The organism is Zoogloea sp., assembly GCF_017302315.1.
In the GTDB taxonomy this organism is placed as follows: Bacteria; Pseudomonadota; Gammaproteobacteria; order Burkholderiales; family Rhodocyclaceae; genus Zoogloea.
On sequence record NZ_JAFLDT010000019.1, the window covers coordinates 28,637 to 53,378 of the forward strand.

General features: G+C 66.7%; 26 protein-coding genes, 2 tRNA genes and 1 riboswitch. Of the genes, 5 read left to right on the forward strand and 23 right to left on the reverse strand.

Going from position 1 to position 24,742, the window contains the following annotated elements; translation table 11 throughout:
• Positions 1–13: 13 nt before the first annotated feature.
• The 5 genes from J0L98_RS08345 to J0L98_RS08365 are packed head-to-tail and all read right to left on the reverse strand — an operon-like array spanning position 14 to position 5,470.
• The gene (locus J0L98_RS08345; protein ID WP_296411215.1) at positions 14–466 is read right to left on the reverse strand and encodes a hypothetical protein; all 453 of its coding nucleotides are present in this window, start codon (positions 464–466) and stop codon (positions 14–16) included.
• On the reverse strand, positions 456–1,793 hold the full coding sequence (locus J0L98_RS08350; protein WP_296411216.1) for a phosphatase PAP2/dual specificity phosphatase family protein: 1,338 nt from the start codon (positions 1,791–1,793) through the stop codon (positions 456–458). The genes J0L98_RS08345 and J0L98_RS08350 overlap by 11 nt, the downstream gene beginning before the upstream one ends.
• Positions 1,790–3,547: a bifunctional alpha/beta hydrolase/class I SAM-dependent methyltransferase gene (locus tag J0L98_RS08355; RefSeq protein ID WP_296411217.1), complete on the reverse strand. Its 1,758-nt coding sequence runs from the start codon at positions 3,545–3,547 to the stop codon at positions 1,790–1,792. The genes J0L98_RS08350 and J0L98_RS08355 overlap by 4 nt, the downstream gene beginning before the upstream one ends.
• 8 nt (positions 3,548–3,555) lie before the next feature.
• Positions 3,556–4,170, reverse strand: coding sequence for a CDP-alcohol phosphatidyltransferase family protein (locus J0L98_RS08360; protein ID WP_296411218.1), 615 nt, complete (start codon positions 4,168–4,170; stop codon positions 3,556–3,558).
• A 55-nt stretch (positions 4,171–4,225) separates the two neighbouring features.
• Positions 4,226–5,470, reverse strand: a complete 1,245-nt coding sequence (locus J0L98_RS08365) for a DUF805 domain-containing protein (RefSeq protein WP_296411219.1) — start codon at positions 5,468–5,470, stop codon at positions 4,226–4,228.
• Between the two features lie 141 nt (positions 5,471–5,611).
• Between J0L98_RS08365 and J0L98_RS08370 the strand changes: the two genes are divergently transcribed.
• Both J0L98_RS08370 and metH read left to right on the forward strand, forming a co-directional pair.
• On the forward strand, positions 5,612–5,860 hold the full coding sequence (locus J0L98_RS08370; protein ID WP_296411220.1) for an oxidoreductase-like domain-containing protein: 249 nt from the start codon (positions 5,612–5,614) through the stop codon (positions 5,858–5,860).
• Between the two features lie 38 nt (positions 5,861–5,898).
• Positions 5,899–5,970: riboswitch (S-adenosyl-L-homocysteine riboswitch) on the forward strand.
• Positions 5,971–6,048: 78 nt separating this feature from the next.
• Positions 6,049–9,750 carry a methionine synthase gene (metH, locus tag J0L98_RS08375; RefSeq protein WP_296411221.1) on the forward strand — a complete coding sequence of 1,234 codons (3,702 nt, stop codon included), beginning with the start codon at positions 6,049–6,051 and terminating at the stop codon, positions 9,748–9,750.
• Between the two features lie 92 nt (positions 9,751–9,842).
• Here metH and J0L98_RS08380 read toward each other — a convergent pair whose 3' ends face one another.
• The 5 genes from J0L98_RS08380 to J0L98_RS08400 all read right to left on the reverse strand — a co-directional run bounded on the left by J0L98_RS08380 (position 9,843) and on the right by J0L98_RS08400 (position 13,161).
• Positions 9,843–10,532 carry a hypothetical protein gene (locus J0L98_RS08380; protein WP_296411222.1) on the reverse strand — a complete coding sequence of 230 codons (690 nt, stop codon included), beginning with the start codon at positions 10,530–10,532 and terminating at the stop codon, positions 9,843–9,845.
• 35 nt (positions 10,533–10,567) lie between these two features.
• Complete coding sequence (locus J0L98_RS08385; protein ID WP_296411223.1) at positions 10,568–11,401, reverse strand: matrixin family metalloprotease; 834 nt, start codon at positions 11,399–11,401, stop codon at positions 10,568–10,570.
• Positions 11,402–11,501: 100 nt separating this feature from the next.
• Entirely contained in the window at positions 11,502–12,299 is a 798-nt protein-coding gene (locus J0L98_RS08390; RefSeq protein WP_296411224.1) for a CbbQ/NirQ/NorQ/GpvN family protein, read from the reverse strand.
• On the reverse strand, positions 12,296–12,568 hold the full coding sequence (locus tag J0L98_RS08395) for a cytochrome C oxidase subunit IV family protein (protein WP_296411225.1): 273 nt from the start codon (positions 12,566–12,568) through the stop codon (positions 12,296–12,298). Before J0L98_RS08395 ends, J0L98_RS08390 begins: the two co-directional genes overlap by 4 nt.
• A complete protein-coding gene (locus J0L98_RS08400; RefSeq protein WP_296411241.1) occupies positions 12,565–13,161 on the reverse strand; it encodes a cytochrome c oxidase subunit 3 family protein in 597 nt (198 codons plus the stop codon). The genes J0L98_RS08395 and J0L98_RS08400 overlap by 4 nt, the downstream gene beginning before the upstream one ends.
• A gap of 143 nt (positions 13,162–13,304) precedes the next feature.
• On the opposite strand from J0L98_RS08400, the gene J0L98_RS08405 reads away from it, so the two are divergent.
• Positions 13,305–14,243, forward strand: a complete 939-nt coding sequence (locus J0L98_RS08405; RefSeq protein ID WP_296411226.1) for a diguanylate cyclase — start codon at positions 13,305–13,307, stop codon at positions 14,241–14,243.
• A 30-nt stretch (positions 14,244–14,273) separates the two neighbouring features.
• Here J0L98_RS08405 and J0L98_RS08410 read toward each other — a convergent pair whose 3' ends face one another.
• Complete coding sequence (locus J0L98_RS08410; protein WP_296411227.1) at positions 14,274–14,762, reverse strand: isoprenylcysteine carboxylmethyltransferase family protein; 489 nt, start codon at positions 14,760–14,762, stop codon at positions 14,274–14,276.
• 138 nt (positions 14,763–14,900) lie between these two features.
• A complete protein-coding gene (locus tag J0L98_RS08415; RefSeq protein WP_296411228.1) occupies positions 14,901–15,215 on the reverse strand; it encodes a hypothetical protein in 315 nt (104 codons plus the stop codon).
• Positions 15,216–15,327: 112 nt separating this feature from the next.
• On the opposite strand from J0L98_RS08415, the gene J0L98_RS08420 reads away from it, so the two are divergent.
• The gene (locus tag J0L98_RS08420; RefSeq protein WP_296411230.1) at positions 15,328–16,590 is read left to right on the forward strand and encodes an AmpG family muropeptide MFS transporter; all 1,263 of its coding nucleotides are present in this window, start codon (positions 15,328–15,330) and stop codon (positions 16,588–16,590) included.
• A 27-nt stretch (positions 16,591–16,617) separates the two neighbouring features.
• Entirely contained in the window at positions 16,618–17,325 is a 708-nt protein-coding gene (locus tag J0L98_RS08425; protein ID WP_296411231.1) for a uracil-DNA glycosylase family protein, read from the forward strand.
• Between the two features lie 44 nt (positions 17,326–17,369).
• On the opposite strand, the gene J0L98_RS08430 is transcribed toward J0L98_RS08425, so the two are convergent.
• The 11 genes from J0L98_RS08430 to J0L98_RS08480 form a co-directional block, all read right to left on the reverse strand.
• The gene (locus J0L98_RS08430) at positions 17,370–17,867 is read right to left on the reverse strand and encodes a phasin family protein (protein ID WP_296411233.1); all 498 of its coding nucleotides are present in this window, start codon (positions 17,865–17,867) and stop codon (positions 17,370–17,372) included.
• Positions 17,868–18,090: 223 nt separating this feature from the next.
• Complete coding sequence (gene infA / locus J0L98_RS08435) at positions 18,091–18,354, reverse strand: translation initiation factor IF-1 (protein ID WP_296409047.1); 264 nt, start codon at positions 18,352–18,354, stop codon at positions 18,091–18,093.
• 268 nt (positions 18,355–18,622) lie between these two features.
• Positions 18,623–18,698, reverse strand: a tRNA-Lys gene (locus J0L98_RS08440).
• Positions 18,699–18,736: 38 nt separating this feature from the next.
• Positions 18,737–18,812 (reverse strand) — tRNA-Lys (locus J0L98_RS08445).
• Between the two features lie 40 nt (positions 18,813–18,852).
• Positions 18,853–19,953: a YeeE/YedE family protein gene (locus J0L98_RS08450; protein WP_296411234.1), complete on the reverse strand. Its 1,101-nt coding sequence runs from the start codon at positions 19,951–19,953 to the stop codon at positions 18,853–18,855.
• A gap of 14 nt (positions 19,954–19,967) precedes the next feature.
• Complete coding sequence (gene queC / locus J0L98_RS08455) at positions 19,968–20,651, reverse strand: 7-cyano-7-deazaguanine synthase QueC (RefSeq protein WP_296411235.1); 684 nt, start codon at positions 20,649–20,651, stop codon at positions 19,968–19,970.
• A 69-nt stretch (positions 20,652–20,720) separates the two neighbouring features.
• Entirely contained in the window at positions 20,721–21,380 is a 660-nt protein-coding gene (gene queE, locus J0L98_RS08460) for a 7-carboxy-7-deazaguanine synthase QueE (RefSeq protein ID WP_296411236.1), read from the reverse strand.
• A gap of 55 nt (positions 21,381–21,435) precedes the next feature.
• Positions 21,436–22,191 carry a tol-pal system protein YbgF gene (gene ybgF, locus J0L98_RS08465; RefSeq protein WP_296411237.1) on the reverse strand — a complete coding sequence of 252 codons (756 nt, stop codon included), beginning with the start codon at positions 22,189–22,191 and terminating at the stop codon, positions 21,436–21,438.
• A complete protein-coding gene (pal, locus tag J0L98_RS08470) occupies positions 22,191–22,748 on the reverse strand; it encodes a peptidoglycan-associated lipoprotein Pal (protein ID WP_296411238.1) in 558 nt (185 codons plus the stop codon). Before pal ends, ybgF begins: the two co-directional genes overlap by 1 nt.
• Positions 22,749–22,810: 62 nt before the next feature.
• The gene (tolB, locus tag J0L98_RS08475) at positions 22,811–24,097 is read right to left on the reverse strand and encodes a Tol-Pal system beta propeller repeat protein TolB (RefSeq protein WP_296411239.1); all 1,287 of its coding nucleotides are present in this window, start codon (positions 24,095–24,097) and stop codon (positions 22,811–22,813) included.
• 21 nt (positions 24,098–24,118) lie between these two features.
• A partial coding sequence (locus J0L98_RS08480; protein ID WP_296411240.1) for a TonB family protein occupies positions 24,119–24,742 on the reverse strand: 624 nt, incomplete at its 5' end.

The window sequence follows — 24,742 nt, forward strand, 5'->3', positions numbered from 1 at the left end:
GGGTTTCCCGGATTCAGCCCGCGGCCATGGCCGCGAGCAGGGTCAGGCCCTGGAGGGCCAGGGCAAGGGCCTGGCGGCGCAGCAGGCCCAGGGCGCCGCGCACCCGCTCGGCCAGGGGCCGAGGAGTGCGGGCGGGCTGGCCGAAAGCGCTGCCCAGGGCCTGATCGAAGGCCTGCAGGTCGGCATCCACATCGACCGCAGCGGGGGCGCTCCAGCACTGGGCCCAGTGAGTGAACAGCGCTGCATCCAGGCCGCTGCGCACGGCATGGTAGGCCTGTATGGCGCCGGCCACCAGGCTCAGGGCGAGGCAGGCGATGCGGGCCGGGCCGCCGGGGGCCAGCAGCAGGGTGGCGAGGGCTGGCAGCAGCAGGGCCAGACTGAGCAGATGCAGGCTGCGCCCCTGGGCCAGGGCGGCGGCGGCAAGGGCGGCGCTGGCTGCCGCGTCGCGGGTGTCGTCAGGCGCCACCGGTGAGCTCCGCTGGCGGGCTGACCCGGGCCAGGGCCTGGCGGTGCTGCGGGCCCAGCACGACCCGGGGGCGGGTCTGCTGCAGGATCGCCAGCGCCGCATCCACCGAGCTTGCCCGGCCCGTGGCCAGCAACCAGGCGGCCACCGCGCTGGCGCTGCGCGAGTAGCCCAGGGCGCAGCACACCAGCACCGGGCCGTGCTGGCGCAGGCGCTCGATGGCGGCGGCGGCCTTTTCCAGCCGGGCGCTGTCGGGAGGGACCAGATCGAGCCAGGGCAATTGCATGTAGGCCCAGTTGCCCTTTGGCGCCGGGAGCTCGGCGGTGAGATCGAGCAGAGCCCGAAAGCCGTCGGCCCGCATGGCCCCGCTGTCGGGTAGACGGCCCAGCCACACGCCGTCGGCGATCAGCCCAGGGGCCGGGGAATTACGGGTCCACAGGCGCGAGTTGAGCCAGGCGCCCAGGGTGTAGGGGGCCAGCAGCAGGGCGGCACCCAGGGCATGGCGGCCCGCGTGTTTCTGGAAGCCAGCCGGGCCGAGGAGGGCGTAGTTGAGGGCCACCAGGGCCAGGGCGATGCCCAGCCACACGAATACCAGCCCGCCGCCCCCGAGCAGGACCCCCAGGCCAGCCGCTGTCAGGGCGCCGCACAGGTAGGTGCCGGCCAGCCGGCGCCGTTCGGGGGACTGCGTCCAGCGGGCGGCGGAGAAGGGCGTGGGGCCTTCGTCCGGCCACAGCCACAGGCACAGCAGGCCCACCAGGGCACCGCTGGGAAGGTCGATGAAATGGTGCTGGTAGGTGGTGAGCACCGACACGGCGATCAGGGCGGCCCAGGCATCCACCAGCCAGCGCAGGGGGCCGCGGGTGGCGGTGGCAAAACGCACCCAGATGATGATGAGCAGGCTGATGTGCAGCGAGGGCGCCTGGTTGTAGGGCAGGTCGAAGCCAGCCAGGGCGTCGAAGAGGGCGCCAAAGAGGCCGTCGGCGTCGGGCCGGGCGAAGCTGAAGCGTAGCGGGAAGGCCAGGAAGCAGGCCACCGATACGAGCTGGGCCGTGAGCAGGCGCAGGGCGTGGCGATCCACCTGCAGGGCCGTGCGGCAGAGCAGAAAGGACAGGCCGTAGAACAGGTCGATGGACCAGTAGGGCAGGATGGTCCAGGGCAGGAAGGGGATGTGCTGCTCCCACTCGTACACCAGGGCATCGCTCACCTGCCAGCGGGCCGCCATGGAATTGGCGAAGCCGTAGCTGAGGAAGAAGAAGGGCCCCAGGAAGAGCAGCCAGGCGACGCCCCGTTGCCAAGGAATGGCGGTGGTGGGGCCGGCCGGGGTGTTCATGGGGCGCGTCGCCGGGCCAGGGACACGGTGAAGATGCCCCACTCGTCGATGCGCTGTTCGAGCTTGTCGAAGCCGGCCGCATCCACCAGCTGGTCCATCTCGGCCTGGCTGCGCCGGCGCATCACCCAGGCCTCGCCGCCCCGGTGGCTGGTGAGGGCGCGGGCGATGAGTTCCAGTTGGGGGTGCCAGGGCTGGCCGGTGTACAGCAGCAGGCCGCCGGGTTCGATGGCGTCGGCCATGCCGGCCAGGGAGCGGCTCACCATGGCGTTGTCGGGAAAGAGCTCGTAGAGGCCGGAGACGATGCCGATGGTGGGGCGGGGGAACACGCCGGCCACCGAGGCCCGGTCGAAGGCATCGCCCTTCTCGAAGCGGGCGATGGCCTCGAGGCCCTTCTCGCGGATCAGGGCAGCGCCGTCGCGCACGTTGATGTCGCTGAAGTCGCGCAGCAGGATGGACTCGGGGCGGCGGGGGGCTTCGCTCAGGGCTTCGAGCACGTAGCGGCCGTGGCCGGCGGCGATGTCCAGCACCCGTAGGGGGCGGCCCTCGGTGTGCAGGCGGCCGAGGGCCAGGCGCAGGAGCTCCTCCAGGTGGCGCTTGCGCTGGCGGATGCCGCGCCAGCCGATGGCGTCGAGGTAGTTGCGGTCGATGGCCCGGCCCAGGGGGCCGCTGCCGGTGGCGGTGTTGCGATAGACGTAGTCGAGGGTGCTGCCCGAGTCGAAGCCGGTGCGGTGGCCCAGGGCAATGCCCGCCGACAGGCAGCCGCCGAGCTTCATGCTGGCGCGGTAGGCGGCCCAGTAAAGCCCCCGTGGGCTGAGTGAGGAAAGGGGGCGGGCCAGGGCCTCGGATTCATCATGGGTGGCGCCGTGGCGGTCGGCATCGAGCAGGCTCACCGGTGCGGCGGGGTGGTCGAACTGGCGCAGGATGAAGTCGCGGGCCTTGTCGGTGGCGAGCTTGCGGTCCTGCTCGCCGAGGGTGTCGTGGTAGAAGCCGTCGAGGACGTGCTTCTCCTTGACTGCCGAGCCCAGCCCGTCGAAGAAGCGGTGCTGGGGGCCGTGATGGACCACCCAGTCGGCACCGGAGATGAGTAGCTGGGTGGGCAGGGTGATGGCCTGGGCGTCGGCGACGACCCGCTCGGCGGCTTCATACAGCCCGAGCAGGATGTTGACCGAGATGGCCCGGGCGATCAGCGGATCCTTGTTGTAGCTGCGCTGACGGGCCGGATCGTGGGTCAGGAACTTGGCCTTGACGTAGCTGTTTACGAAGAAGTTGCCGCGCAGTTTTTCGAGCAGGGCCAGGCCCGGGCGGGCAAAGGGCACGTAGAGTTTGACCTGGAAGGCCGGCGAGGCGAGCACCAGGCCGCGTATCCGCGGCGCGTAGTCGTGGGCCCAGGTGGCCACCAGTACCGCGCCGACGCTCTGGGCCAGCACGGCCAGGTCGGCGTGGGCGATGCCGTGGTGGTCACGGATGTGATCGACGAAGGTCTGTACGTCGCGTACCGAGGTGCCAAAGCTCGGCGAATGCCCGCGGGCGCCCGGCGAGTGGCCATGGCCGCGGGCGTCCCAGGCGAAGAAGTCGAAACCGGGCAGGTCCAGCTCGTCGGCCAGGTGGGCGATGCGGCCGGAGTGCTCGTGGCCCCGGTGGAACATCACCACGGCGCCCCGGCGGGGGGCTGTTGCGGGCCAGTGGCGGTAGAACAACTGCACTCCGTCGTGGGTTTCGAAATGATGTTCGGAGACCGGGCGGGGGGTGTTCATCGCTGACCTCAGGGGTTCGTGCGGGCCTGGCGGACGCCGCTACGGATGCGGTTGAAGGTGTTGAGCAGGATGGCCAGGGCCGCCACCGGCATGATCCAGAAGGCCGCCGCGGGCAGGCTGCCGGCCAGGCCCAGCCACAGGCCGAGGGCACCGAACAGGAAGGCCCGGTCGCTCTTGCCCATGGGGCCGTCGTACTGGCGGGGGGCGCCGACCATGGGGCCGAGTGCACCGGCCATCTCGGAGACGGCCGACAGGAAGATCACCGCCCCGACGCTACCCCAGCCGAAGGGGGCGACGGCCACGAAGGGCAGGTAGAGGGCGGCATCGGAGAGCACGTCGGACAGCTCGTTGAAGTAGGCTCCGAGGGGTGACTGCTGGCCGAACTCCCGGGCCAGCATGCCATCCACCGCGTTGAAGGCCATGCGCAGAAACATCCACAGGGGCAGCAGCAGGAAGGCGCCGCTGTTGCCGGCCTGGAGGAACAGCCCCAGGCCGAGGGCCAGGGAGATCAGCATGGCCGCCAGGGTGACCTGGTTGGCGGTGACGCCGGCTGCCGCCAGCCGGCCGACGATGGGGCGGAGGAGTGCCTGAAAGCGGGGTTTAAGCTGATAGATGCTGATCATCTTGCGCGTGGGGGATGCCGACCGGCAGATTTTGCCATGCATCCGGGCTGATGCTTCAGCCCTTCGTCGCTCCGCTCAGATGCCGGCCGATCTCGCCGAAGCCCGGGTTGTTGGGGAGCAGGGTGCCGTTGACCTCGATGATGGGTGTGCCGATGGCCCCGTTCCCCAGGCCCGCCCGCTGCAGGCGGTCGTTGAGGCGGGCCTCCGCGGCGGTGTCCTGATCGATGATGTACTCGCTGTAGAGCACACCCATGCTGTCGAACTGGCGCCGTTTTTCCGCACAGAAGCCGCAGGTGCTCAGGGAATACATGACGATGCGGTCGCGACCGGCGTCGTAGCGCGCGGCAAACGCCGCCTTCCCGGCTTCGGTTGTTTGGTTCAGGCCGGGCAGGGCCTCCAGGGCGGGCAATTGGCTGCCGACCACGCCGAAGGCGAAGAATGCAATCGCCCCGGTTATGGCCATGCCCCCCAGCAGCCCGATGGCCGACACCGGTCGGGCGGGCTCGCCCCAGGCATTACCGCCCTTCTGGCCGGGCACCACGAGCAGGAGCAGGGCCGCCACGGCGCCGACATAGGGGATCCAGGTGACCAGCGTCCACCACCCGCTTAGGCCCATATCATGGAGACGGAAGACGGTGCCGCGGGTGCCGTAAATCGCCAGTACAAGCAGGCCGAGGCCACCGATCAGCAGGCCGGGTGCGCCCAGGGTGAGGGCGACGACGGCCAGGACGAAGGTGCCGCCGAGAGCCAGCAGGCCGCTGAGCAGGAAGTTGCGCCGGCCGAAGCGACCGCGAAAGCCCAGTCCGAGGATGCCGCTTTCGGCGAGGGGGGGCGCCAGGTCGGCCCTGCCCTGGGGCCGGGCGGCCATCCCCTTCTCGGGGTCTGGCTGGCGTCGCTGGGCCTGCGAGGCGGTATAGCGCGGCATGTCGATGGCGCAGGCGCGGCACAGGGTGCGGCGGGGTTGCTGCTCACCGCAGGCCGGGCAGGTCATCAACTCGATGGGCGCCACCTCCGGCGCTGGCGCCGGGGACGCTGCCATGGGGGCTTGGGGGAGCGGGCGGGGCGATGGGAGGGGCGGCTCGATGGTGGCGCGCAGCCCGATGGCGGCCAGCCGCTGTTGATAACGCAGGGCATCGTCTGCCCCCAGGCCCTTGCGCAGGCTCACCCGCTGGCCGGAGAACACGCTGTCCATGGTTTCCGCCGTGCATTTGAGCAGGGCCTGGAGCTGGCGCCGACAGGTGATGACATCGTGACCGGGAAGAACTTCTCCGAAGAACAGGATGGAATGGACTTGGGGCACGGCCGGCTCCGGTTTTAGGGCGCTTGATTCTATGCCCATGGGGATGTGCGGGCAATGACAGGCGGGTGTTCCGGGTGTGACGGACTGGCTTCTCCCCGCGGGCGGGGAGTGCTATCTTCCAGGCCACTTCAGAGATTGCCCATGACCCCTGCCAGCCCCTTCGAACGCCGCCCCACCGACCTCAACGAGGCGGAGGCCCAGATTGCCGCGATCCTCGCCCTGCTCGCCACTGCCGGTGTGGCCCATCGCAAGCCGCCACCACCACCCACCACCTGCTGCGGCCGCGGCTGCAACGGCTGTGTCTGGGAGGGCTATTACGCGGCCCTGGGTTGGTGGAAGGATGACGCGCGCGCGCTGCTTGACAGGCCCTCTGCCCGGGTTGCCGCCTGAGCTTGGCAATTTTCCCGAAAACCCCGTAAAATCCGTCGCTTGCCGAGGAGCGCTGCGACCTGCTGATCATGTGGGCCAGGCTCGGCAATCAACAACGGCGCTCGCAAACCTTCCAGCCGGGTTTGCCGCGCCGTTTGCTTTTGCATCCGTCGCCTCCGGCTGTGTTTCACGCACTCCGAGGTAGATCCATGCAAGCCGACCGCACGCCCGAACTCCAGTCCCTCCTGACCCACCGCATCCTGATCCTGGATGGCGCCATGGGCACCATGATCCAGCAGCACAAGCTGGGCGAGGCCGACTATCGGGGTGCCCGCTTTGCGGATCACCCGAAAGACCTCAAGGGCAACAACGACCTGCTGGTGCTGACCCGCCCGGACGTGGTCGGTGGCATCCATCGGGCCTACCTGGAGGCCGGTGCGGACATCATCGAGACCTGCACCTTCAACGCCACCCGCGTCTCCCAGGCCGACTACCAGCTCTCCGACCTGGCCTACGAGCTCAACGTGGAGGGCGCCCGCCTGGTGCGCCAGTTGTGCGACGAGTTCACCGCCGCCAACCCGGCCAAGCCGCGCTTCTGCGCCGGCGTGCTCGGACCCACCTCGCGCACCCTGTCCATCTCGCCGGACGTGAATGACCCGGGTTTCCGCAACGTCAGCTTCGATGCCCTGGTGGACGATTACTACGATTCCGCCAAGGGTCTGATGGAGGGCGGCGCCGACATCATCCTGATCGAGACCATCTTCGACACCCTGAATGCCAAGGCCGCGGTATTTGCCGTCGAGAAGCTGTTTGCCGACCTTAATCGTCGCCTGCCGGTGATGATCTCCGGCACCATCACCGACGCCTCCGGCCGCACCCTGTCGGGCCAGACCGCCGAGGCCTTCTGGAACTCCCTGTCCCACTCGCAGCCCATCAGCTTCGGCCTCAACTGCGCCCTGGGCGCCAAGGAACTGCGCCAGTACGTGGACGAGCTGTCGAATGTCTGCGACACCTTCGTCTCGGCCCACCCCAACGCCGGCCTGCCCAACCCCCTGTCGCCCACCGGCTACGATGAAACCCCCGAGGAGCTGGCGGCGGAGATTGTCGAATGGGCCCGCAGCGGCCTGGTGAACATCGTCGGCGGCTGTTGTGGCACCTCGCCGGCCCACATCAAGGCGATTGCCGAGGCCGTGTCACTGGTCACTCCGCGCACCGTTCCTGGCATCGAGAAAAAGCTGCGCCTGTCGGGCCTGGAGCCCTTCAACGTCGGGCCGGAGTCCCTGTTTGTGAACGTCGGTGAGCGCACCAACGTCACCGGCTCCAAGGCCTTCGCCCGCATGATCCTCGAAGGCCGCTTCGACGACGCCCTGGCGGTGGCCCGCCAGCAGGTGGAGAACGGCGCCCAGATCATCGACATCAACATGGACGAGGCCATGCTCGACTCCATGGCGGCCATGGAGAAGTTCCTCAAACTGATCGCCTCCGAGCCGGACATCTCCCGCGTGCCCATCATGCTCGACTCGTCCAAGTGGAGCGTCATCGAGGCCGGCCTCAAGTGCATCCAGGGCAAGGGCGTGGTCAACTCCATCTCCATGAAGGAGGGCGAGGCCGAGTTCCTGCGTCAGGCGCGCCTGTGCCGCCAGTACGGTGCGGCGGTCATCGTCATGGCCTTCGACGAGAAGGGCCAGGCCGACACTTTTGCCCGCAAGACCGAGATCTGCAAGCGTGCCTACGATCTGCTGGTGGGTATCGGCTTCCCGCCGGAAGACATCATCTTCGACCCGAACATCTTCGCCATCGCTACCGGCATTGAGGAGCACGACAACTACGCCGTGGACTTCATCAACGCCGTGGCCTGGATCCGTGAAAACCTGCCCTACGCCAAGATCAGCGGTGGCGTCTCCAACGTGTCCTTCAGCTTCCGCGGCAACGACGCGGTGCGCGAGGCCATCCACACCGTCTTCCTGTACCACGCCATCAAGGCCGGCATGAGCATGGGCATCGTCAATGCCGGCATGCTCGGCGTTTACGATGATCTGGAGCCCGAGCTGCGGGCCAAGGTCGAGGACGTGGTGCTCAACGCCCACCCGGGTGCCGGCGAGGCCCTGGTGGACTTCGCCCAGACCGTGAAGGAGGGCAAGGCCAAGGATGCCGGTCCGGACCTCTCCTGGCGCGAGCAGCCCGTGGAGGCCCGCCTCAGCCATGCCCTGGTCAAGGGCATCACCGACTTCGTGGTGGCCGACACCGAGGAAGTCCGCGCCAAGCTGGAGGCCGAGGGCAAGCCGCCCTTGGCGGTGATCGAAGGCCCGCTGATGGCCGGCATGAACGTGGTCGGTGACCTCTTCGGCGCCGGCAAGATGTTCCTGCCCCAGGTGGTCAAATCGGCCCGGGTGATGAAGCAGGCCGTGGCCCACCTGATCCCCTACATCGAGGCCGAGAAGCTGCGCACCGGCGCCACCAGCAAGGGCAAGATCGTCATCGCCACGGTGAAGGGCGACGTGCACGACATCGGCAAGAACATCGTCGGCGTGGTGCTGGGCTGCAACGGCTACGACGTGGTGGACCTGGGGGTGATGGTGCCCTGCGACAGGATCCTCAACGCCGCCCGCGAACACGGCGCCCAGGCGATCGGCCTGTCGGGCCTGATTACCCCGTCGCTGGAGGAGATGAGCCATGTGGCGTCCGAGATGCAGCGCCAGGGCTTCGATGTGCCGCTGCTAATCGGCGGCGCCACCACCAGCCGCGCCCATACGGCAATCAAGATTGCGCCCCATTACGACAAGCCGGTGATCTACGTGCCCGACGCCTCCCGTGCCGTGGGCGTGGTCACCAGCCTGCTGTCCGAGGGCCAGAGCGTCAGTTACGCCGCCGAGGTGGCCGCCGACTACGCCAAGCTGCGCGCCCAGCACGCCCAGAAGAAGGGCGTGACCCTGGTGAAGCTGGCCGACGCCCGCGCCAACGCCTTCAAGTGGAACGCCGATCCGGCCTATGTGCCGCCGGTGCCCGCCCAGCTAGGCATCCAGGCCTTCGACATCGACCTGGCCGAGTTGGTGGATTACATCGACTGGGGGCCCTTCTTCCAGACCTGGGACCTGGCCGGCAGCTACCCCAAGATCCTCCACGACGAGATCGTCGGCGAGACCGCCCGGGAGCTGAAATCCGACGCCGAAGTGATGCTGGCCCGCATGGTCGCCGAGCAGGACACCAACCCTTGGATCAAGGCGAAGGCGGTGTTCGGCCTCTTCCCGGCCAACGCCGTGGGGGACGACATCGAGATCTACGCCGACGAATCGCGCCAGCAGGTGCTGATGAGTTGGCACGGCCTGCGTCAGCAGCATGAGCGCCCGGAGGGCAAGCCCAACTACTGCCTGGCCGACTTCGTGGCCGGCAAGGACAGCGGCGTGGCCGACTACGTGGGCGCCTTTGCCGTCACCGCCGGCCTGGGCATCGAAGGCCGCCTGGCCGCCTACGAGCGGACCCACGACGACTACCATTCGATCATGCTTAAGGCCCTGGCCGACCGTTTCGCCGAGGCCGCCGCCGAATGGCTGCACGCCCGGGTGCGCAAGGAGTTCTGGGCCTACACCCCGGCCGAGACCCTGAGCTGCGACGAGCTGATCAAGGAGGCCTACCGGGGCATCCGCCCGGCCCCCGGCTACCCGGCCTGCCCGGACCACACCGTCAAGGGCGATCTTTTCAAGCTGCTCGACGCCCCCGCCCGGGCCGACATGCACCTCACCGAGAGCTTCGCCATGACCCCGGCGGCCGCGGTGAGCGGCTTCTACCTCGCCCACCCGGACAGCCACTACTTTGCGGTCAGCAAGATCGGCCGCGACCAGTTGGAAGACTGGGCCGGACGCAGCGGGATGAGCGTGGCCGAAGCGGAGAAGTGGCTGGCGCCCTTGCTGTGAGCGCGTTCTCAAATAGTCGAAGATCGGTCCTGTGACGTGAAGGGCGGGGAGGGTTGTTTCGCTCCCTGCCCTTCATGCGCTGCGGATGACGCTCAGGGCTTCGTCCCGCTCTTTCCGTCGATCTTGGGTAGGCTCTCGTCCGCAGTGCGCGCGGCCATGTCGTAGTAACGGCACGACGCATTGGCTATGCGCAGGGCGTCGATGCGATTCAACAGTTTCTCTTCGTAGTCCTTTTCGCCGCTGATCGGCTGGGGCAGGCGCCGGTATGCTTCCAGGTCGCTGCGGATCGTCTCGGAGAGTTGCTTTAGCGCTTCGCGGGTGTCCTCGGGTGTATCGCTGTTTTCTCGGAAAGTTTGCTGGAGCGGGTTGGCCAGTCCTGCCAAGCCACTGGCCAGCGCTGCACCGTGCGGACAGGTCGCGATGGTTCCGATGACGCCGATCAAACCGCCAGCGATTGAAATCCGCTCGGCCCGGATCGTCTGCTTTTCGAGCTTGCTGCGTAGCACCCCGGTGCGCCCGTCGCACTGTTGGAGTAGCTGATCGAAGGCTTTGTTGATGGAGTCGATACTGTTCTGGAGCGCGGGTGCTTGATCTGCTGGCGCGGGAGCTCTGGCGCCTCTGGCGGCGGCCGGGGGCATCAAATTACGGTTTCGGCTCGCTTGGTCAAGCAGCGAGGAGATGGCGGCGTCGTCATAGGCCAGTGCGCTGCTGAACTGGAGTACGGAGAGTAGTGCGGCCAGAAGCAGTTTCTTTATGGTGCCTCCCGGTGGGACGGAAATCACATCTTGCTGTCGCGGGGCTGCGTTGTCCGCGCAGATCACTTCCCCGGCCCGGGATACATCTCCTTCATCTTGACAATGTCCTTGGGCGAGAGCGTCGCGTTGGTGTTGGTGGGGCCGCGGCCGTCGGCGAACAGGCGTCCGTCGAAGGCGTAGAGCATGATGGAGGCGTCATCGAAGTCCGTGGCGGAGGTGCCGTCCATGGGGTACTTGCGGAGCACGTTGCGGTCGATGTCGTCGGGGCTCCAGAAGTTCGGGGGGCCCTGGAAGTACTTGAGCACGGCTTCCCGGTTCCAGACCCGGGAGAATTTGGGCGACTGGTGTTCGTGGATGCAGCCAAGGGCATGTCCGAATTCATGCAGCACCACGCGGGAATACTCGGTATCGTCGGTGTTGTCGCGCAGCCAGCCGTAGTTCATGGTGGGTTGGTGCGGGGGGAAGTAGGCGGCGTTGAGGGCGTCACGCCCGACCGCTGACCACGAGCCTGCGTCGGCGTAGAAGGAGATCCGGATCTCGGCGGCGCCGCTGGTGACGAACTTGAGCTTCACGTTGACGGTCTTTTCCCACTGCAAGGCAACGGCTTTGACCTTCTTCTGCATCTTCGGCGAACCGTCGAGAAAGCGGCAGCGCAGGACGGTGCCCGGTGCCCAACGCTTGGTCAGGCGCACGGCCATGCGCGCCTTGCCCATGACTTCCGCGTCCGTCAGGGGCTTGGGCGAGGCGTCCACCAGGGCGCTGCGCAGGCTGCGCCGTGCATGCAGCTCGGGGTCCAGTTCGTCGGGAATGATGCGTTCAAAGCAGATGCGCATCGGCCCCTCGTCCGGTGCGGCTGTTTGTACGGTGTCGGGCTTGCCTTTCGCTTGCTTGGCCATGCTGTCATCCCTGTTTGGTTGCGCCTGAAGACATGGGGATATGTATTCAGGTTTAGCAGAGGGCATGCAGCATGCAAGGGCCGCGTGTGGTCCCTCGGGTTCAGCGTCCGAAGGTGGCCCGCACCACCTCCAGCAGCGCGTCAGCCACGTCGGCATCATCGGTCAGGCTCTCCACCAGCGCCGAGCGGCAGGCCTCCACCGGGTCCAGCCCGACCTTCACCAGCTTGGCTGCGTACACCAGCAGGCGGGTGGACACCACTTCCTCCAGGTCCACGTCCTTCAGGCTGCGCAGGCGCCCGGCGATGGACACGAGCTGCCGGGCGAGCATCGGGTCGCAGGCAGCTTCGCCTTGCAGGATGGATTCTTCCCGGGCTGCGGCGGGGAAGTCGAAGCGCAGGCTGATGAAGCGCTGCCGCGTGGAGGGCTTGAGGCCCTTCAGGAAGTTCTGGTAACCCGGGTTGTAGGACATCACCAGCATGAAGCTGTCGGGGGCGTGGAGGAGTTCGCCGGTGCGTTCGATGGGCAGCACGCGGCGGTCGTCGGCGAGGGGGTGGATCACCACGGTGGTGTCGCGGCGGGCTTCGACCACTTCATCCAGGTAGCAGATGCCGCCGCGGCGCACGGCGCGGGTCAGGGGGCCGTCGCTCCATACGGTCTGCCCATCACCCAGCAGGTGCCGCCCTACCAGATCGGCGGCGGTGAGGTCGTCGTGGCAGGCCACGGTGTACAGGGGCAGGCCGAGGCGCGCGGCCATGTGGGCGACGAAGCGGGTCTTGCCGACGCCGGTGGGGCCTTTGATGAGCAGGGGAAGGCGGTTCTTCCAGGCTTGCTCGAAGACCTCCACTTCGTTGCCGGCGGCCTCGTAGAAGGGAATCTCGGTGGTCATGGGGGCGTTCATGTGAGGGCAATCCAGTAGGCGGTGGCGATGAGGGCCGAGACCAGGAGCAGCCAGCCGATCAGGAGGCCGCGCCAGAAGAATTTGACCCCGCGCAGGCCCATGAAGTCGAGCACCACGAGGCGCCCCTTGACGAAGCTGATGGCCAGCAGGGTGAGCATGGCCGGGGGGCCGGCGATGCCCAGGTGCTTGCCCACCTCGCCGATGGTCCAGGTGGCGAGGGTGGCCACCAGCAGGATGGCCCACACGGTGTTGAGCTGTCGGGTGTTCATCGCATCACATAGACCAGCGGAAAGAGGACGATCCACACCAGGTCTACCATGTGCCAGTAGGCCGCACCGCTTTCGATGCCGTTCATGTCGGCCGGCCCGTAGGCGCCCTGGCGGGTTTTCACCCACAGGGCCACCAGGATCACCATGCCGAGGATGACGTGCATGAAGTGGAAGAAGGTGAGGGACAGGTAAAACATGTAGAAGGTGTTGGTGGACAGGTTGATGCCCGCCTCGAACTTGGCGGCGTACTCAATGCCTTTCACCACCAGGAAGCCGGCGCCGCAGGCGACGCCCCCCAGCAGCCAGCGCGCGCCGGTGGCGGAGCGGGCCCGACCGACGGCCTCGACCGCTCGTGCCACGCAGGCACTGCCGGAGATCAGCAGCACCGTGTTGAGGGCGCCGGCCTGCCGGTCCAGGGTCTGCTGCATGGTGTCGAAGAGGGCGACGTTGAGTGCCCGGGCGAAGGCATAGGCGGCAAAGAACACGCCGAAGGCCAGCAGTTCGGCAAGGATGAAGAACCAGATCGCCAGATCGCCCGGCGGTGCGGTGGCGGGGCCGGGGGAGGCGGGTGCGGGAACAGATGCGGGGTCCATCGTCGGAGTGTCGCCGGGGTCGGTTCGGCTCACCTTGATCTGCCCCAAGTTCTGCGGTTCGGGCGAGCGATGGTCCGCCCTCAAGTTTTGCGACTTTGCCGCGTTACTACCACTTTAGTTATAACAATAGTCAGGCGGGGACAATGCGGATTCTGTTGGTGGATGACTCCCGGGCGGTGGCGTCGGTGATCGGGGCGCGACTGACGACCATCGGTCACGAGGTCATCGTTGCCGAGAATGGCGAGGTCGCAGTGGCACGTTTCCGGGATGCCCGACCGGATCTGCTACTGATGGACATCGAGATGCCGGTGATGAATGGCTTTGAGGCGGCCGAGCGGATTCGTGCCCTGGAAGCCAATGAAGACTGCGCGTGGACGCCGATCATCTTCCTCACCGCCTCCGATACCCCGGAAAATCTGGTGACAGCCATCGAGGCCGGAGGGGATGACTTCATCGCCAAGTCGGTGCCCGAGGTGGTGCTCGAGGCCAAGATGAAGGCGATGGCGCGTATTGCATCCCTGCGGGCCGAATTGGCCCGGGCCAACCGCAAGCTCGCGTCCCTGGCCAATTGCGATGGCCTGACCGGCCTGTACAACCGGCGCCACATGGACACGCGCCTGGATGCGCTGTGGGCCCAAGCGACGCGTACAGGTGCTCCCTTTGGTTTGCTGATGCTCGACGTGGACAACTTCAAACTTTACAACGATCACTACGGCCATCAGGCCGGTGACGACTGTTTGCGGGCGATTGCCCGCATCCTTGCAGACGTTTGCGAGAAGGCCAATGGGGCAGGCCTGGCCCAGGGCGCCTTTGCGGCCCGCTATGGGGGGGAGGAGTTCTCCATGATCCTTCCGTCCGTGTCGCAGGATGCGTGTGCCCGGGTGGCCGGGGCGGCGGTGGCGGCCGTGCGGGGCGTGGCCATTCCCCATGCCCGGAATGCGGATCTTGGGGTGGTGACCCTTTCCCTCGGCGGCACCCGGACGGCCCGCGCCGAAGGGAGCCTGGTGCCACTCTTCCGCGCAGCGGACGGCAAGCTCTATGAGGCCAAGCGCCTGGGGCGGAATCGGGCCGAACTGGGTTGAGCGTTGGGGCGCGAGCGTTGACGCCTGCCTTCAGTAGATGAAGGGAATCAGTTTTCGCACCCGTCGGCGGTAGTCGGCGTAAGCGGGGAAGCGGGCCAGCAGCCATACTTCCTCGCGTCGTGACTTGAGGTCGAAAAAGGCGAACAGCAGGCAGGCCCAGGCCAGCGCCAGCCAGCCCTGCACAAAGAACGCCCAGCCGAACCCGGCACAGATCAGGCCGCAATAGATCGGGTGGCGCACCCACCCATAAAGCCCGCTCTCAACCAGTTCGCAGTTGTCCCGGGGGTGGGGCAGGGGGGTGAGATTGCGGCCGAGGCCGATGGCGGCTGCCACGGCGCAGACCAACCCGGCCACCAGCAAGGCCAGCCCGAAGGCTTTGGCAGGGCCTGCCAACGGGGCAGGCCAGGGCGGCAGCGTGCCCTCGCCCGTGGGGCCGAAAATGAGCAGGCCGAACAGCAGCCCCTGCATGGCCACATAGCCTTCACCACGCTGCCCTTTCCACCAGGGTGCGCGCTTCATGGCGAGGGCCTTCCGGTGAGACGAGGGGGCCGCGGGCGGGTCATGGGCAGTGTCTGGCCGAAATGGAGGGCCATCCTCCCACGGGGTCCGCCCCGGGTAAAGGGCGGGCGGCTTCACCGGGGGCTTGCGGGGTGCTCCTCAGCCCACCACGAATCCGGGAATGTCGATGCGTACTGCCGGCCGATCAAGCACCACAGCCACGCACGCGGCAAACTTGCGCGCCCATTCGCCGCCCTGGGCGAAGCGCTGTTCGCCGCCATATTTGGCGACGTTGAGGATGACATCGAGGATGAGCACCTTGCCGACCGGATTGCTGGGTGTGCACTCGAGGGCGTCAAATTCGTCCTGCAGCCATTCCCTGGCGGCGTCCTTGGACAAGGTGCTTACATCCTCGGCATGGACGTTGAATTCGTATTCCCGGTCAGCCCGGAACACGACGGTGAGGTGGTGCATGCGTGTCTCCTCTTTATATTTTTGCCCTGATCTCCGCATTTTTCGGTGCCCGGCGGCCGGAATCAAGTAACCGATTGTTATCATCGGGCGCTTGTTCCAATGACACCTCCCCATGACTGCTTCTCCCTGGCGTGCCCTCGCCAACCGCCGCATGCTCATCTGTGTGCTGACCGGCTTCTCCTCGGGCCTGCCCCTCTATCTGCTGCTCAACCTGTTGCCCGCCTGGCTGAAGACCGAAGGGCTGTCCCTGAAGGCCATCGGTGCCTTTGCGCTGATCCAGTTCCCCTATACTTGGAAGTTCATCTGGTCGCCCTTCCTGGATCGTTACGCCCTGCCCCTGCTGGGGCGCCGCCGGGGCTGGATGGGGGCCACCCAGCTACTGTTGCTGGGGTCCATCGCCTGGCTTGGCACCCTCTCACCCACCGTCGATCTGGGGCAGGTCATCGGTCTGACGGCGCTGATTGCCTTCCTGTCGGCCACCCAGGACATCGTGCTGGATGCCTATCGTCGCGAGTTGCTGCCGGAGATCGAACTGGGCATCGGCAATGCCATCCATGTGAATGCGTACAAGCTGGCCGGACTGGTGCCCGGTTCCCTGTCCCTGGTGCTGGCCGACCATCTGCCGTGGGCGCAGGTCTTTCTGGTGACCGCCCTGTTCATGGCGCCCGGCCTGGTCATGACCCTGATGGTGAAGGAACCCGTCACCGCAGCAGGGGCGCCGCGCACGCTGCGGGATGCGGTGGTCGAGCCCTTTCGCGAGTTCTTTGGCCGCCACGGCGTTCGGTCGGCCCTGGTGGTGCTGGCCTTCATCTTTCTCTACAAGCTTGGTGACTCCCTGTGCACGGCGCTGGCCACGCCCTTTTACCTGGACATGGGTTTCTCCAAGACCGAGATTGGTCTGATCGCCAAGAACGCCGGCCTGTGGCCGAGTGTGATCGGCGGTCTGCTGGGGGGGCTGTGGATGGTCAAGCTGGGCATCAACCGGGCCCTGTGGGTTTTCGGTGTGGTGCAGTGGGTGGCCATCTATGGCTTTGCCTGGCTGGCCTGGCTGGGGCCTGCCGAGTCCGACAGCGCCCGCCTGGGGGTTCTGGCCGTGGTCATCGGACTTGAGGCGCTGGGGGTGGGGCTCGGAACCACCGCCTTCGTGGCTTACATGGCCCGCACCACGCATCCTGCCTATACCGCCACTCAGCTCGCCTTGTTCACCAGCCTGATGGCGGTGCCGCGCACCTTCATCAATGCCTCGGCCGGCTGGCTGGTGGAGGCCATGGGTTGGTACAACTTTTTCCTGTTGTGTGGCGTCCTGGCCGTTCCGGGCATGCTCCTGCTGTTCAAGGTGGCGCCCTGGCACGAGCGCCCGGAAGGCAGTGCCTGATCCTTTTTCGTCCTGCATCCTGTGCCCATGACACCCCTCGAGACCGCCGCCCGTACCCTTTCCGACACCTTGGACCGTCTGCGCTTTGCGCCGCCGGTGTCCCATGTTTATAACCCGCTGACCTATGCCTGGGCGCCCAATGCCGCCTATCTCCGGCGCTACGGGCAGGGGCAGAAGCGGGTGGTTTTCGTGGGCATGAATCCGGGGCCCTTCGGAATGGTCCAGACGGGGGTGCCCTTTGGCGAGATCGCCGCCGTGCGCGACTGGATGGGTATCGAAGCAGAGGTGCTGAAGCCCGCGGTCCAGAATCCCAAGCGCCCCATCGAGGGGTTCGCCTGTGACCGCTCGGAGGTGAGTGGTCGGCGTCTTTGGGGGCTCTTTGCCGAGCGTTTCGGCACTGCCGAGGCCTTCTTTTCCGAGCATTTCGTGGTTAACTACTGCCCCCTTGCGTTCTTCGAAGGGGGGCGCAATCTCACGCCCGACAAGCTGCCAGCGGGTGAGCAGGCGCCCCTGCTGGCGGCCTGTGACCGGCATCTGCGTCAGGTGGTGGAATGCCTCCGACCCGAGTGGGTGATCGGTGTGGGGGCGTGGGCCGAGCAGCGTGCCCGTCTGGCCCTGGCCGGCCTGCCCTTGCAGGTGGGGCGGGTGCTCCATCCCAGCCCGGCAAGCCCTGCGGCCAATCGGGGCTGGAGCGAGGCAGCGACCCGTCAGCTCGCGGAGCAGGGTGTCTGGTAATCGCAGCCCTCTGATCGCAGCCCGGGTGGGCCTTCGTTACTGAATCACTTCGTTCCGGCGCACTCCCCGACGCTTGCGTCCACCTGCCGGGCCATCTCCAACATGGTGTCGCGGGATGCCGTGGCGGCGTCGAGCATGGCCTTCATCACGTCGATCATCACTCTTGTTCCTGCGGCCGTGGTCGGGGTCTTCTCCACGACCGGGGCGCCGCTAGGTTGCGGGCTCCCGGAGCCGGCATCAAGCACACCGGAGAGCCCTTGCTGGTTTTCGGCGATCACTTCGTTGAAGTCGATGGCGTAGCCGACTGCCTGCTGGATGAGTTGATGAGCCATCTCCGACTGGGTTGCGCACAGGGCCGGCACGCCCTGGGCCGCCATCATGGCCTTGATGCCCGAGACGTTGCTCTCCATGATGGAGCGGGTGGCCTTCAGGTTGAGGGAAATGAGCCGCTGGGCGCACACGAAGCTGCCTTCATAGAGCGCCTGCAAGGTCTTGATGTTGTCCTGGCCCCGTGGGGCGAGCAACTGCTGAAGCGTGAACATGGGTGCATCTCCTTGGCGACGAACCGGGATCGTGAAGCAAGTCGGGCGCGGTCGAGGCCCGATGTCACCGGCTCAGGGGAACACCATAAACGCTCGCCGGCAGCCCGGGCTTGCGTACCGTCAAGAATGTGCATGATCGGGGCGTAGGCATGGGCTGCCGTTCGGAGCAGCGACCACAAGAAAAAGCCCCTGCGTTTCAGGCAGGGGCTCTTGTGACGACCGTTCAGTAACGGCGCGGTGCCGGTGACGGCGCCCCACCGGGACGGGCCGGCAGGTGGCGGAAGGTGATGCGACCCTTGGAAAGATCGTAGGGCGACATTTCGAGGGTGACTTCGTCACCGGCGATGATGCGGATGTGGTTCTTCTTGAGCTTGCCACCGGAGTAGGCAATCAGGGTGTGACCGTTGTCGAGGGTGACGCGGTAACGACCGTCAGGCAGCACTTCGGTGACGCTGCCGTGCATTTCAATCAGTTCTTCCTTGGCCATGTCGGGCTCCTTTTGGGTGGCCGGGCGGCGTCCCTGCGTGGGGCGTGTCGGCCGCGGCCCGCCACCGCCTTGGTGGGCCAGTTTGCGCCGCAGCCGCAAGGGGCGATGGCGATTTAATGTCGGCGCTTGGTTCGGCGGGCCGGCGACGGGTGCCCGCGAACAGGATCGCAGGCGAAGATGAAAGGCGTTTTACTCACGGCAGCAGGGCTGCTCCCCTGCATACCAAAAAACAAGGCCACCGCGTTGGGTGGCCTTGTCTCTGCAATCTTGGTGGGTTGTGAGTGGCTCGAACACTCGACCTACGGATTAAGAGTCCGCTGCTCTACCAACTGAGCTAACAACCCATTCTTTCAGGAGCCGGTATTTTAGCCCCACCACAGTCTGGTGGGTCGGGCGAGATTCGAACTCGCGACCAACGGATTAAAAGTCCGCTGCTCTACCGACTGAGCTACCGACCCCCCGGAAGAGACGCGCATTATAGCCCTGCTATATCGTACGTCAAGCGTTTTGTAACTGAACCCTGATGGACAGGCTTGCACCGGCCGCGATGGCCAGGACGGTGAGGACTGCACCGAGGGCTAGGGTGGACAGGCCACTGAGACCCTGACCGATGGTGCAGCCAAGGGCGGTGACACCGCCGAAACCCATCAGCGTGGCGCCGATGAGGTGGCGAGCCAGATCGGGAGCATCGCGGAAGCCCTCGATGCGGAAGCTCCGTGTGAGCAGGGCGGCCAGCAGGGAGCCGGCGACTACGCCGAGGCTGAGGGCGATGCCCAGGCTGACGCTGCGGCTCTTGTCGGTCCATAGCATCAGCAGATCGAGGGTATAGGCCAGGGGGGCAACGAAGCTGAGGGATTCCATGCGCCCGCTGTTCGTGGCCAAGAAGGCCGGCTCAAGGGTTTCGGGGTCTTCAGGCAGGAAACCAAGGTGCCCGCTCAGATACCAGCCTGCCACGATGGTGGCGCCGATGGCCACGCTGCCCAATAGGGGTGCGGGGCGCCACATCTCGCGGCTCGAAAGGGCAAACAGGCCCAGGCCGCCTGCAGCAATGCCGCCGCAGGCCAGCCACGCACTGCGTGGGTCCAGTGCGAAGCGTGTGGCGATGAGGCTGGGAAGATCCTGGTGGCTGTCGAGGGTGATCGCCACCGGATCCAGCCAGGCACTGCGCCAGCCGCCAAACAGGCCCCGTAGGGTCATGTAGGCGGACAGGCCGAGGAAGACGAAGACCACCAGCGATTTGAGGTTGCCGCTTCCGAGGCGTACCAGGGTCTTGGCGCCGCAACCCGACGCCAGGGTCATGCCGATGCCAAACAGCAGCCCCCCGACAATGTGGGAAAGCCAGATCAGCCGGGTGCCGGTGTAGATGGACCCATGCACGTCGATCAGGCCGCCCATCTGCAGGGCCGTGGTGCCGGCCACCGCCGAGGCGGCGGCCAGGGCCCACATGCGCAGGCGGGTCCAGTCTTCCATGATGTGGATGTCGGCAATGGCCCCCATGGTGCAGAAGTTGCTGCGCTGGGCGGCATAGCCGAACACCCCCCCGATGCCGAAGGCGAGCCATGCGAGGGTGGCGATGTCGAGGGGGAGGCGGGCATCCATGGGGGCTCCCCAAGTCAGCGGTAGGGCGTTGGATCGGCCACGCCGGCGGCCTCGAAGCCGGCCCGGCGCAGGCGGCAGGCGTCGCACAGGCCGCAGGCCCGGCCGTCGTCGTCGGCCTGGTAGCAGGACACGGTGAGGCCGTAGTCCACCCCCAGGGCGGTGCCGCGGCGGATGATGTCGGCCTTCGACAGGTCGATCAGCGGGGCGTGGATGTGCAGTTTGTGGCCCTCCACGCCAGCCTTGGTGGCCAGATTGGCCATGGTTTCAAAGGCACTGATGAAGGCCGGGCGGCAATCCGGATAGCCGGAATAATCCACCGCGTTGACGCCCACGTAGATGTGGTCGGCCCCGAGCACCTCGGCCCAGGCCAGGGCGATCGACAGCATGATGGTGTTGCGGGCGGGGACGTAGGTGATCGGGATGCCACCTTCCAGGCCTTCGATGGGTACCGCCAGGGCGGGGTCGGTGAGGGCCGAGCCACCGAACTGACCCAGGTCCACGTGGGCGACCCGGTGGGCGGTGGCCCCGAGGGCCTTGGCCACGCGCTGGGCGGCAGCGAGCTCGGCAGCGTGGCGCTGACCATACTCGACCGACAGAGCGTAGGCGTCGAAGCCTTCGGCGCGGGCTATCGCCAGGCAGGTGGCGGAATCCAGCCCGCCCGAGAGCAGGACGAGGGCGCGGGGGCGTGGGGTAGTCATGATTTCTCCGGGATTTCGGAAAATAGTAACGTCGACCGGCGGTCGACGGGGCACGACAGCGGGCCGGATTCAGCGGCCGGGCTCGTTGCCCCAGATGATCTTGTGAAGCTGGACCTGCATGCGTACCGGCAAGCGGTCACGGAGGATCCAAGCCGCCAGGTCGGCAGGCCTTAGCTGGCCCTGTACCGGCGCCAGCAGCACCGGGCAGCGCTCGGTGAGGCCGTATTCGGCGATCCGGGCCTTGGCCCATTCGTAGTCGGCCTCGTTGGCCAGCACCAGCTTGAGTTCGTCGCGCAGGGTCAGCAGGGGAATGTTGGCCAGCAGATTGCGGGCTTCCTCGCCGGAGCCCGGCGCCTTGAGGTCCATGATGCGCGACACGCGCGGGTCTACGCCGGCGATGTCGATGGCGCCGCTGGTTTCCAGGGAGACCGAGTAGCCGGCGTCGCAAAGGGCGGTCAGCAGGGGCAGGCAGTTCTTCTGGGACAGCGGCTCGCCACCGGTGACGCAGACGGTCTGGCAGTGGTGCGAGGCTACTTCGGCCAGGATGTCGTCGAGGCTGCGGGTGGCGCCACCCGTGAACGAGTATTCGGTGTCGCACCAACTGCAGCGCAGCGGGCAGCCGGTAAGGCGAACGAAGACGGTGGGCAGACCGGCCCGGGACGTTTCACCCTGGAGGGAGTGGAAGATCTCGGTGATGCGGAGGGTGGGGAGGCGACCAGTAGAAGGCATGGGGGAATGGCGTGGCCCGCCCCGGCCCGCGGATGCGGTCGGGGCGGGTGGGGCGCTACTTCTTCAGGCGTTGCCGGGCAATCTGCGCGGCGGAACTGCTCGGGTAGCGGGAGATCAGCTTTTCGAGGCTGCGGGTGGCGCCAACGTTGTCATTGCGGGCTTGCTGGGTACTGGCCAAACCAAGGAGGGCATCGGGTGCCCGGCTGTCTTCCGGCCACTGGCTGGCTACCTTGCCGTAGTGCTCGGCAGCGCCGATGTTGTCCTTCTGTTGATAGAGGGCACTGGCGGCCCAGAAGTGGGCGCTGGGCAGGAAGCTGCTGCTTGGGTACGCCTTGGTGAAGGCGATGAAGCTAACCGCGGCTTCCTTGTACTTGCCGCCACGTAGCTGCGTGAGGGCCGCTTCGTAGTCGCGGCTCTCTGCCGCAGGATCGGCCGCTGCCGCCGGAGCGGCCTGGGGCTGCACCTCTGTGGCGGCTGCGGCGGGCGCCTCGATCTTGCGCAGGCGGTTGTCGAGATCGACGTAGAAGTCCTTCTGCCGCTTGTTGGCATTGACCAGATCGTTGCTGAGCACTTCGTTCTCCCCGCGCAGGCGGGCGATCTCGGCTTTCAACTGTTCGATCTGGTTGGCAAGCTCGAGCTGGGCCCGGGCGCTTGCCTCCAGCTTGTCAAGACGGCTGCCCGTCTCGTTGCGCAGCGCATTGATGCGCGCCCTGGCCTCTTCGTCATCAAACAGGCCGGCCTGGGCCGCCGGGGCGACGCACAGCCCGGCCAGCAGTGCGGCCATCAAGCGGGGCAGAAGGCGCTGGACCATCAGAACTCACCCGAATAGAGCATGTCGCCGCGACGGTTGGCGGACCAGCAGGCTTCGCTGGCATCGCTGCAGCTAGGCTTCTCTTCGCCGAGGCTGACGGATTCGAGCTGGGACTCGGATACGCCCAGCAGGGTCAGTGCCTTCTTGACTGCGTCGGAGCGCTTCTGGCCGAGGGCCAGGTTGTACTCGCGGCTGCCGCGCTCGTCGGTGTTGCCCTGGATCAGCATCTTCACGGACGGGTGGCTGGTCAGGAACTTGGCGTGGGCTTCAACCAGCGAACGGTACTCGTCCTTGATCACGTAGCTGTCGTAGTCGAACAGCACGCTGCGCTTGGACAGGATGTTCTTGGGATCCTTGAGCTCGGGGTAGGCGCTCTTGCCGCCGGCGCCGTTGGCGTCGACCGGCACGACGCGGTTGCTGTCCACGCCGGAGCTGGCTGCACCGCTGGGACGGTCTTCGACGGTGGCGCCGGACTGGCCTTCGGTGGAGGGGGACGAGGAACAGGCGGCCAGCAGGCCGACGGTGATCAGGGACAGGGTGATGCGGGTGTACTTCATGGTGTGGGCTCCGGGAGCAATCGCAAGGGGCGGGGTGGAAAAGAGTGTAGGTTTTATAGGTGTCAGTTGCGTGGTTGCGGACCCCAGGCGGGTTCGCGCACGTCACCGGATTGTACCGACAGACGCTGCTTGACACGACCGTCGGAAGACACGGCCGCCAGCACGCCACGGCCGCCCACTTCGGTGGCGTAGAGCACCATGCGTCCGTTGGGGGCGAAACTGGGCGATTCGTCCTTGGCCGAATCGGTGAGGATCTGGGTCTGTCGGGAGTTCAGGTCGAGCAGGGTGACCTGGAAGCGCCCACCATTGCGGGCGACGTACACAAGGCTCTTGCCGTCCGGCGAGGGGCGCGGGCTGACGTTGTAGCTCCCTTCGAAGCTCACCCGCTGGGCATCGCCGCCACCGGCGGGTACGCGGTAGATCTGCGGGCTGCCGCCCCGGTCCGAGGTGAAGTAGATCCAGCCGTCGGTGGACCAGGCCGGTTCCGTGTCGATACCCGACGATGAGGCCAGGCGCTGCACGCCGGAACCATCGGCGTTCACCGAGTACAGTTGGGACTGGCCGTCCTTGGTCAGCACGACGGCCAGGCGGCGGCCATCCGGCGACCAGGCGGGGGCGGAGTTGGAGCCCTTGAAGTTGGCGGCCACGTTGCGCTGGCCGGTGGCCAGGGAGTGGACATAGACCACCGGTTTCTTGGCTTCGAAGGACACATAGGCGAGGCGACTGCCGTCCGGCGACCAGGCCGGCGAGATGATCGGCTCCTTGGAGGCGAGTGCGGTCTGGGCGTTGCTGCCGTCGGCGTCGGCGATCTGCAGCTCATAGCGCTGCCCGGACTTGAGCACGTAGGCAATGCGGGTTGAGAACACGCCGGGCTCGCCGGTGAGCTTCTCGTAAATGAAGTCGGCGATGCGGTGGCCGGTGGTGCGGTACTGGTTGGGCGCCATCACCATGGCCTGGCCACCCAGGCTGACCTGCTTGGCGGCATCGAAGAGGCGGAACTGCACCTGGTAGCGGCCGCTGCCGGACGGCGCGACGGTGCCCACGGCGAAGGCATCGGCACCCCGCGAGCGGACTCGGCCGAAGTCTGGCGGGGCGTCGGCGCCCATGGGGGAGGGGCCAAGCTCGACCATCTTGAACAGGCCGCTGCGCTCCAGGTCGGCACGCACCACGTCGGTGACGGCACGGGGAAGTGTCTGCTCGCCTTCGAAGCTGGCGATGGCCACCGGCATGCGGTTGGTACCGGCACCGGTGATCTCGATGGAAAGCTGGGCCTGGGCCAGGGAGGACGCAAGGGCCAGCGCGCAGGCGGTGGCGGTACCGCGCAGGAAGGTCAGGATGCGTGGGTTCATGGGGGTGGTTTCACCGTGGGTTTAGTCGCGGAGCGGGTAGAACTTCAGCTCCAGCGTGCGGTTGAATAGCTCCGGTTTGTCCGGTTTGGGTAGCGGACTGGACTTCTGGATGGCCCGCTCAATGGCGGCGTCGAGCTGGGCATTACCGGTTGAACGTTTGAGGCGCACCTCGATCACCGAGCCGTCGGGAAGCTGGTCCACGTAGAAGATGGCAAACGGATCCCCGCTGACACCCGGCGGCAGTACGATGTTGCCCTTCACCTTGGCGCGGATCTTCTCCACATAGGCTTCCTGGGCCTTGCTGCGTGCTGCGCTGGCTTTGGCCCCGGCAACCCGGGCAAGTTCCTCCTGGAGCTGCTTGGACTGGCTGACGTTCTCCGAGTCCCGCGCCATCAGCTCGCGCATGCGGCGGTCTTCCAGCTCCCTGGCCTTTTCGGCATCGGCCTTGGCATTCTTGTCGGTCTTGACGGGCTTTTCCACCGGCTTGACCGGCTTCTCGACCTTCACCGGTTCAGGCTTCGCCTTGGGCTCGGGTTTGGGTTTCGGCTCCGGTTTGGGTTCCGGCTTGGGAGGTTTTTCCACCTCCTTGACCGGTTTTGGCTGCGGCTTCTTGGGCTCCGGGGCCTTGATGGCGATGTCCGGGTG

Excerpts from the sequence above, each read along its gene's own strand:
- metH (WP_296411221.1), top strand. The coding sequence starts at position 6,049 with ATGCAAGCCGACCGCACGCCCGAACTCCAGTCCCTCCTGACCCACCGC.
- queE (WP_296411236.1), bottom strand. The coding sequence starts at position 21,380 with ATGCCTTCTACTGGTCGCCTCCCCACCCTCCGCATCACCGAGATCTTC.
- J0L98_RS08355 (WP_296411217.1), bottom strand. The coding sequence starts at position 3,547 with ATGAACACCCCCCGCCCGGTCTCCGAACATCATTTCGAAACCCACGAC.
- pal (WP_296411238.1), bottom strand. The coding sequence starts at position 22,748 with ATGAAGTACACCCGCATCACCCTGTCCCTGATCACCGTCGGCCTGCTG.
- queC (WP_296411235.1), bottom strand. The coding sequence starts at position 20,651 with ATGACTACCCCACGCCCCCGCGCCCTCGTCCTGCTCTCGGGCGGGCTG.
- J0L98_RS08390 (WP_296411224.1), bottom strand. The coding sequence starts at position 12,299 with ATGAACGCCCCCATGACCACCGAGATTCCCTTCTACGAGGCCGCCGGC.
- J0L98_RS08360 (WP_296411218.1), bottom strand. The coding sequence starts at position 4,170 with ATGATCAGCATCTATCAGCTTAAACCCCGCTTTCAGGCACTCCTCCGC.
- J0L98_RS08425 (WP_296411231.1), top strand. The coding sequence starts at position 16,618 with ATGACACCCCTCGAGACCGCCGCCCGTACCCTTTCCGACACCTTGGAC.
- J0L98_RS08450 (WP_296411234.1), bottom strand. The coding sequence starts at position 19,953 with ATGGATGCCCGCCTCCCCCTCGACATCGCCACCCTCGCATGGCTCGCC.
- J0L98_RS08410 (WP_296411227.1), bottom strand. The coding sequence starts at position 14,762 with ATGAAGCGCGCACCCTGGTGGAAAGGGCAGCGTGGTGAAGGCTATGTG.
- J0L98_RS08415 (WP_296411228.1), bottom strand. The coding sequence starts at position 15,215 with ATGCACCACCTCACCGTCGTGTTCCGGGCTGACCGGGAATACGAATTC.
- J0L98_RS08420 (WP_296411230.1), top strand. The coding sequence starts at position 15,328 with ATGACTGCTTCTCCCTGGCGTGCCCTCGCCAACCGCCGCATGCTCATC.
- J0L98_RS08350 (WP_296411216.1), bottom strand. The coding sequence starts at position 1,793 with ATGAACACCCCGGCCGGCCCCACCACCGCCATTCCTTGGCAACGGGGC.
- J0L98_RS08400 (WP_296411241.1), bottom strand. The coding sequence starts at position 13,161 with ATGGACCCCGCATCTGTTCCCGCACCCGCCTCCCCCGGCCCCGCCACC.
- J0L98_RS08430 (WP_296411233.1), bottom strand. The coding sequence starts at position 17,867 with ATGTTCACGCTTCAGCAGTTGCTCGCCCCACGGGGCCAGGACAACATC.
- J0L98_RS08405 (WP_296411226.1), top strand. The coding sequence starts at position 13,305 with ATGCGGATTCTGTTGGTGGATGACTCCCGGGCGGTGGCGTCGGTGATC.
- tolB (WP_296411239.1), bottom strand. The coding sequence starts at position 24,097 with ATGAACCCACGCATCCTGACCTTCCTGCGCGGTACCGCCACCGCCTGC.
- J0L98_RS08370 (WP_296411220.1), top strand. The coding sequence starts at position 5,612 with ATGACCCCTGCCAGCCCCTTCGAACGCCGCCCCACCGACCTCAACGAG.
- ybgF (WP_296411237.1), bottom strand. The coding sequence starts at position 22,191 with ATGGTCCAGCGCCTTCTGCCCCGCTTGATGGCCGCACTGCTGGCCGGG.
- infA (WP_296409047.1), bottom strand. The coding sequence starts at position 18,354 with ATGGCCAAGGAAGAACTGATTGAAATGCACGGCAGCGTCACCGAAGTG.
- J0L98_RS08385 (WP_296411223.1), bottom strand. The coding sequence starts at position 11,401 with ATGGCCAAGCAAGCGAAAGGCAAGCCCGACACCGTACAAACAGCCGCA.
- J0L98_RS08395 (WP_296411225.1), bottom strand. The coding sequence starts at position 12,568 with ATGAACACCCGACAGCTCAACACCGTGTGGGCCATCCTGCTGGTGGCC.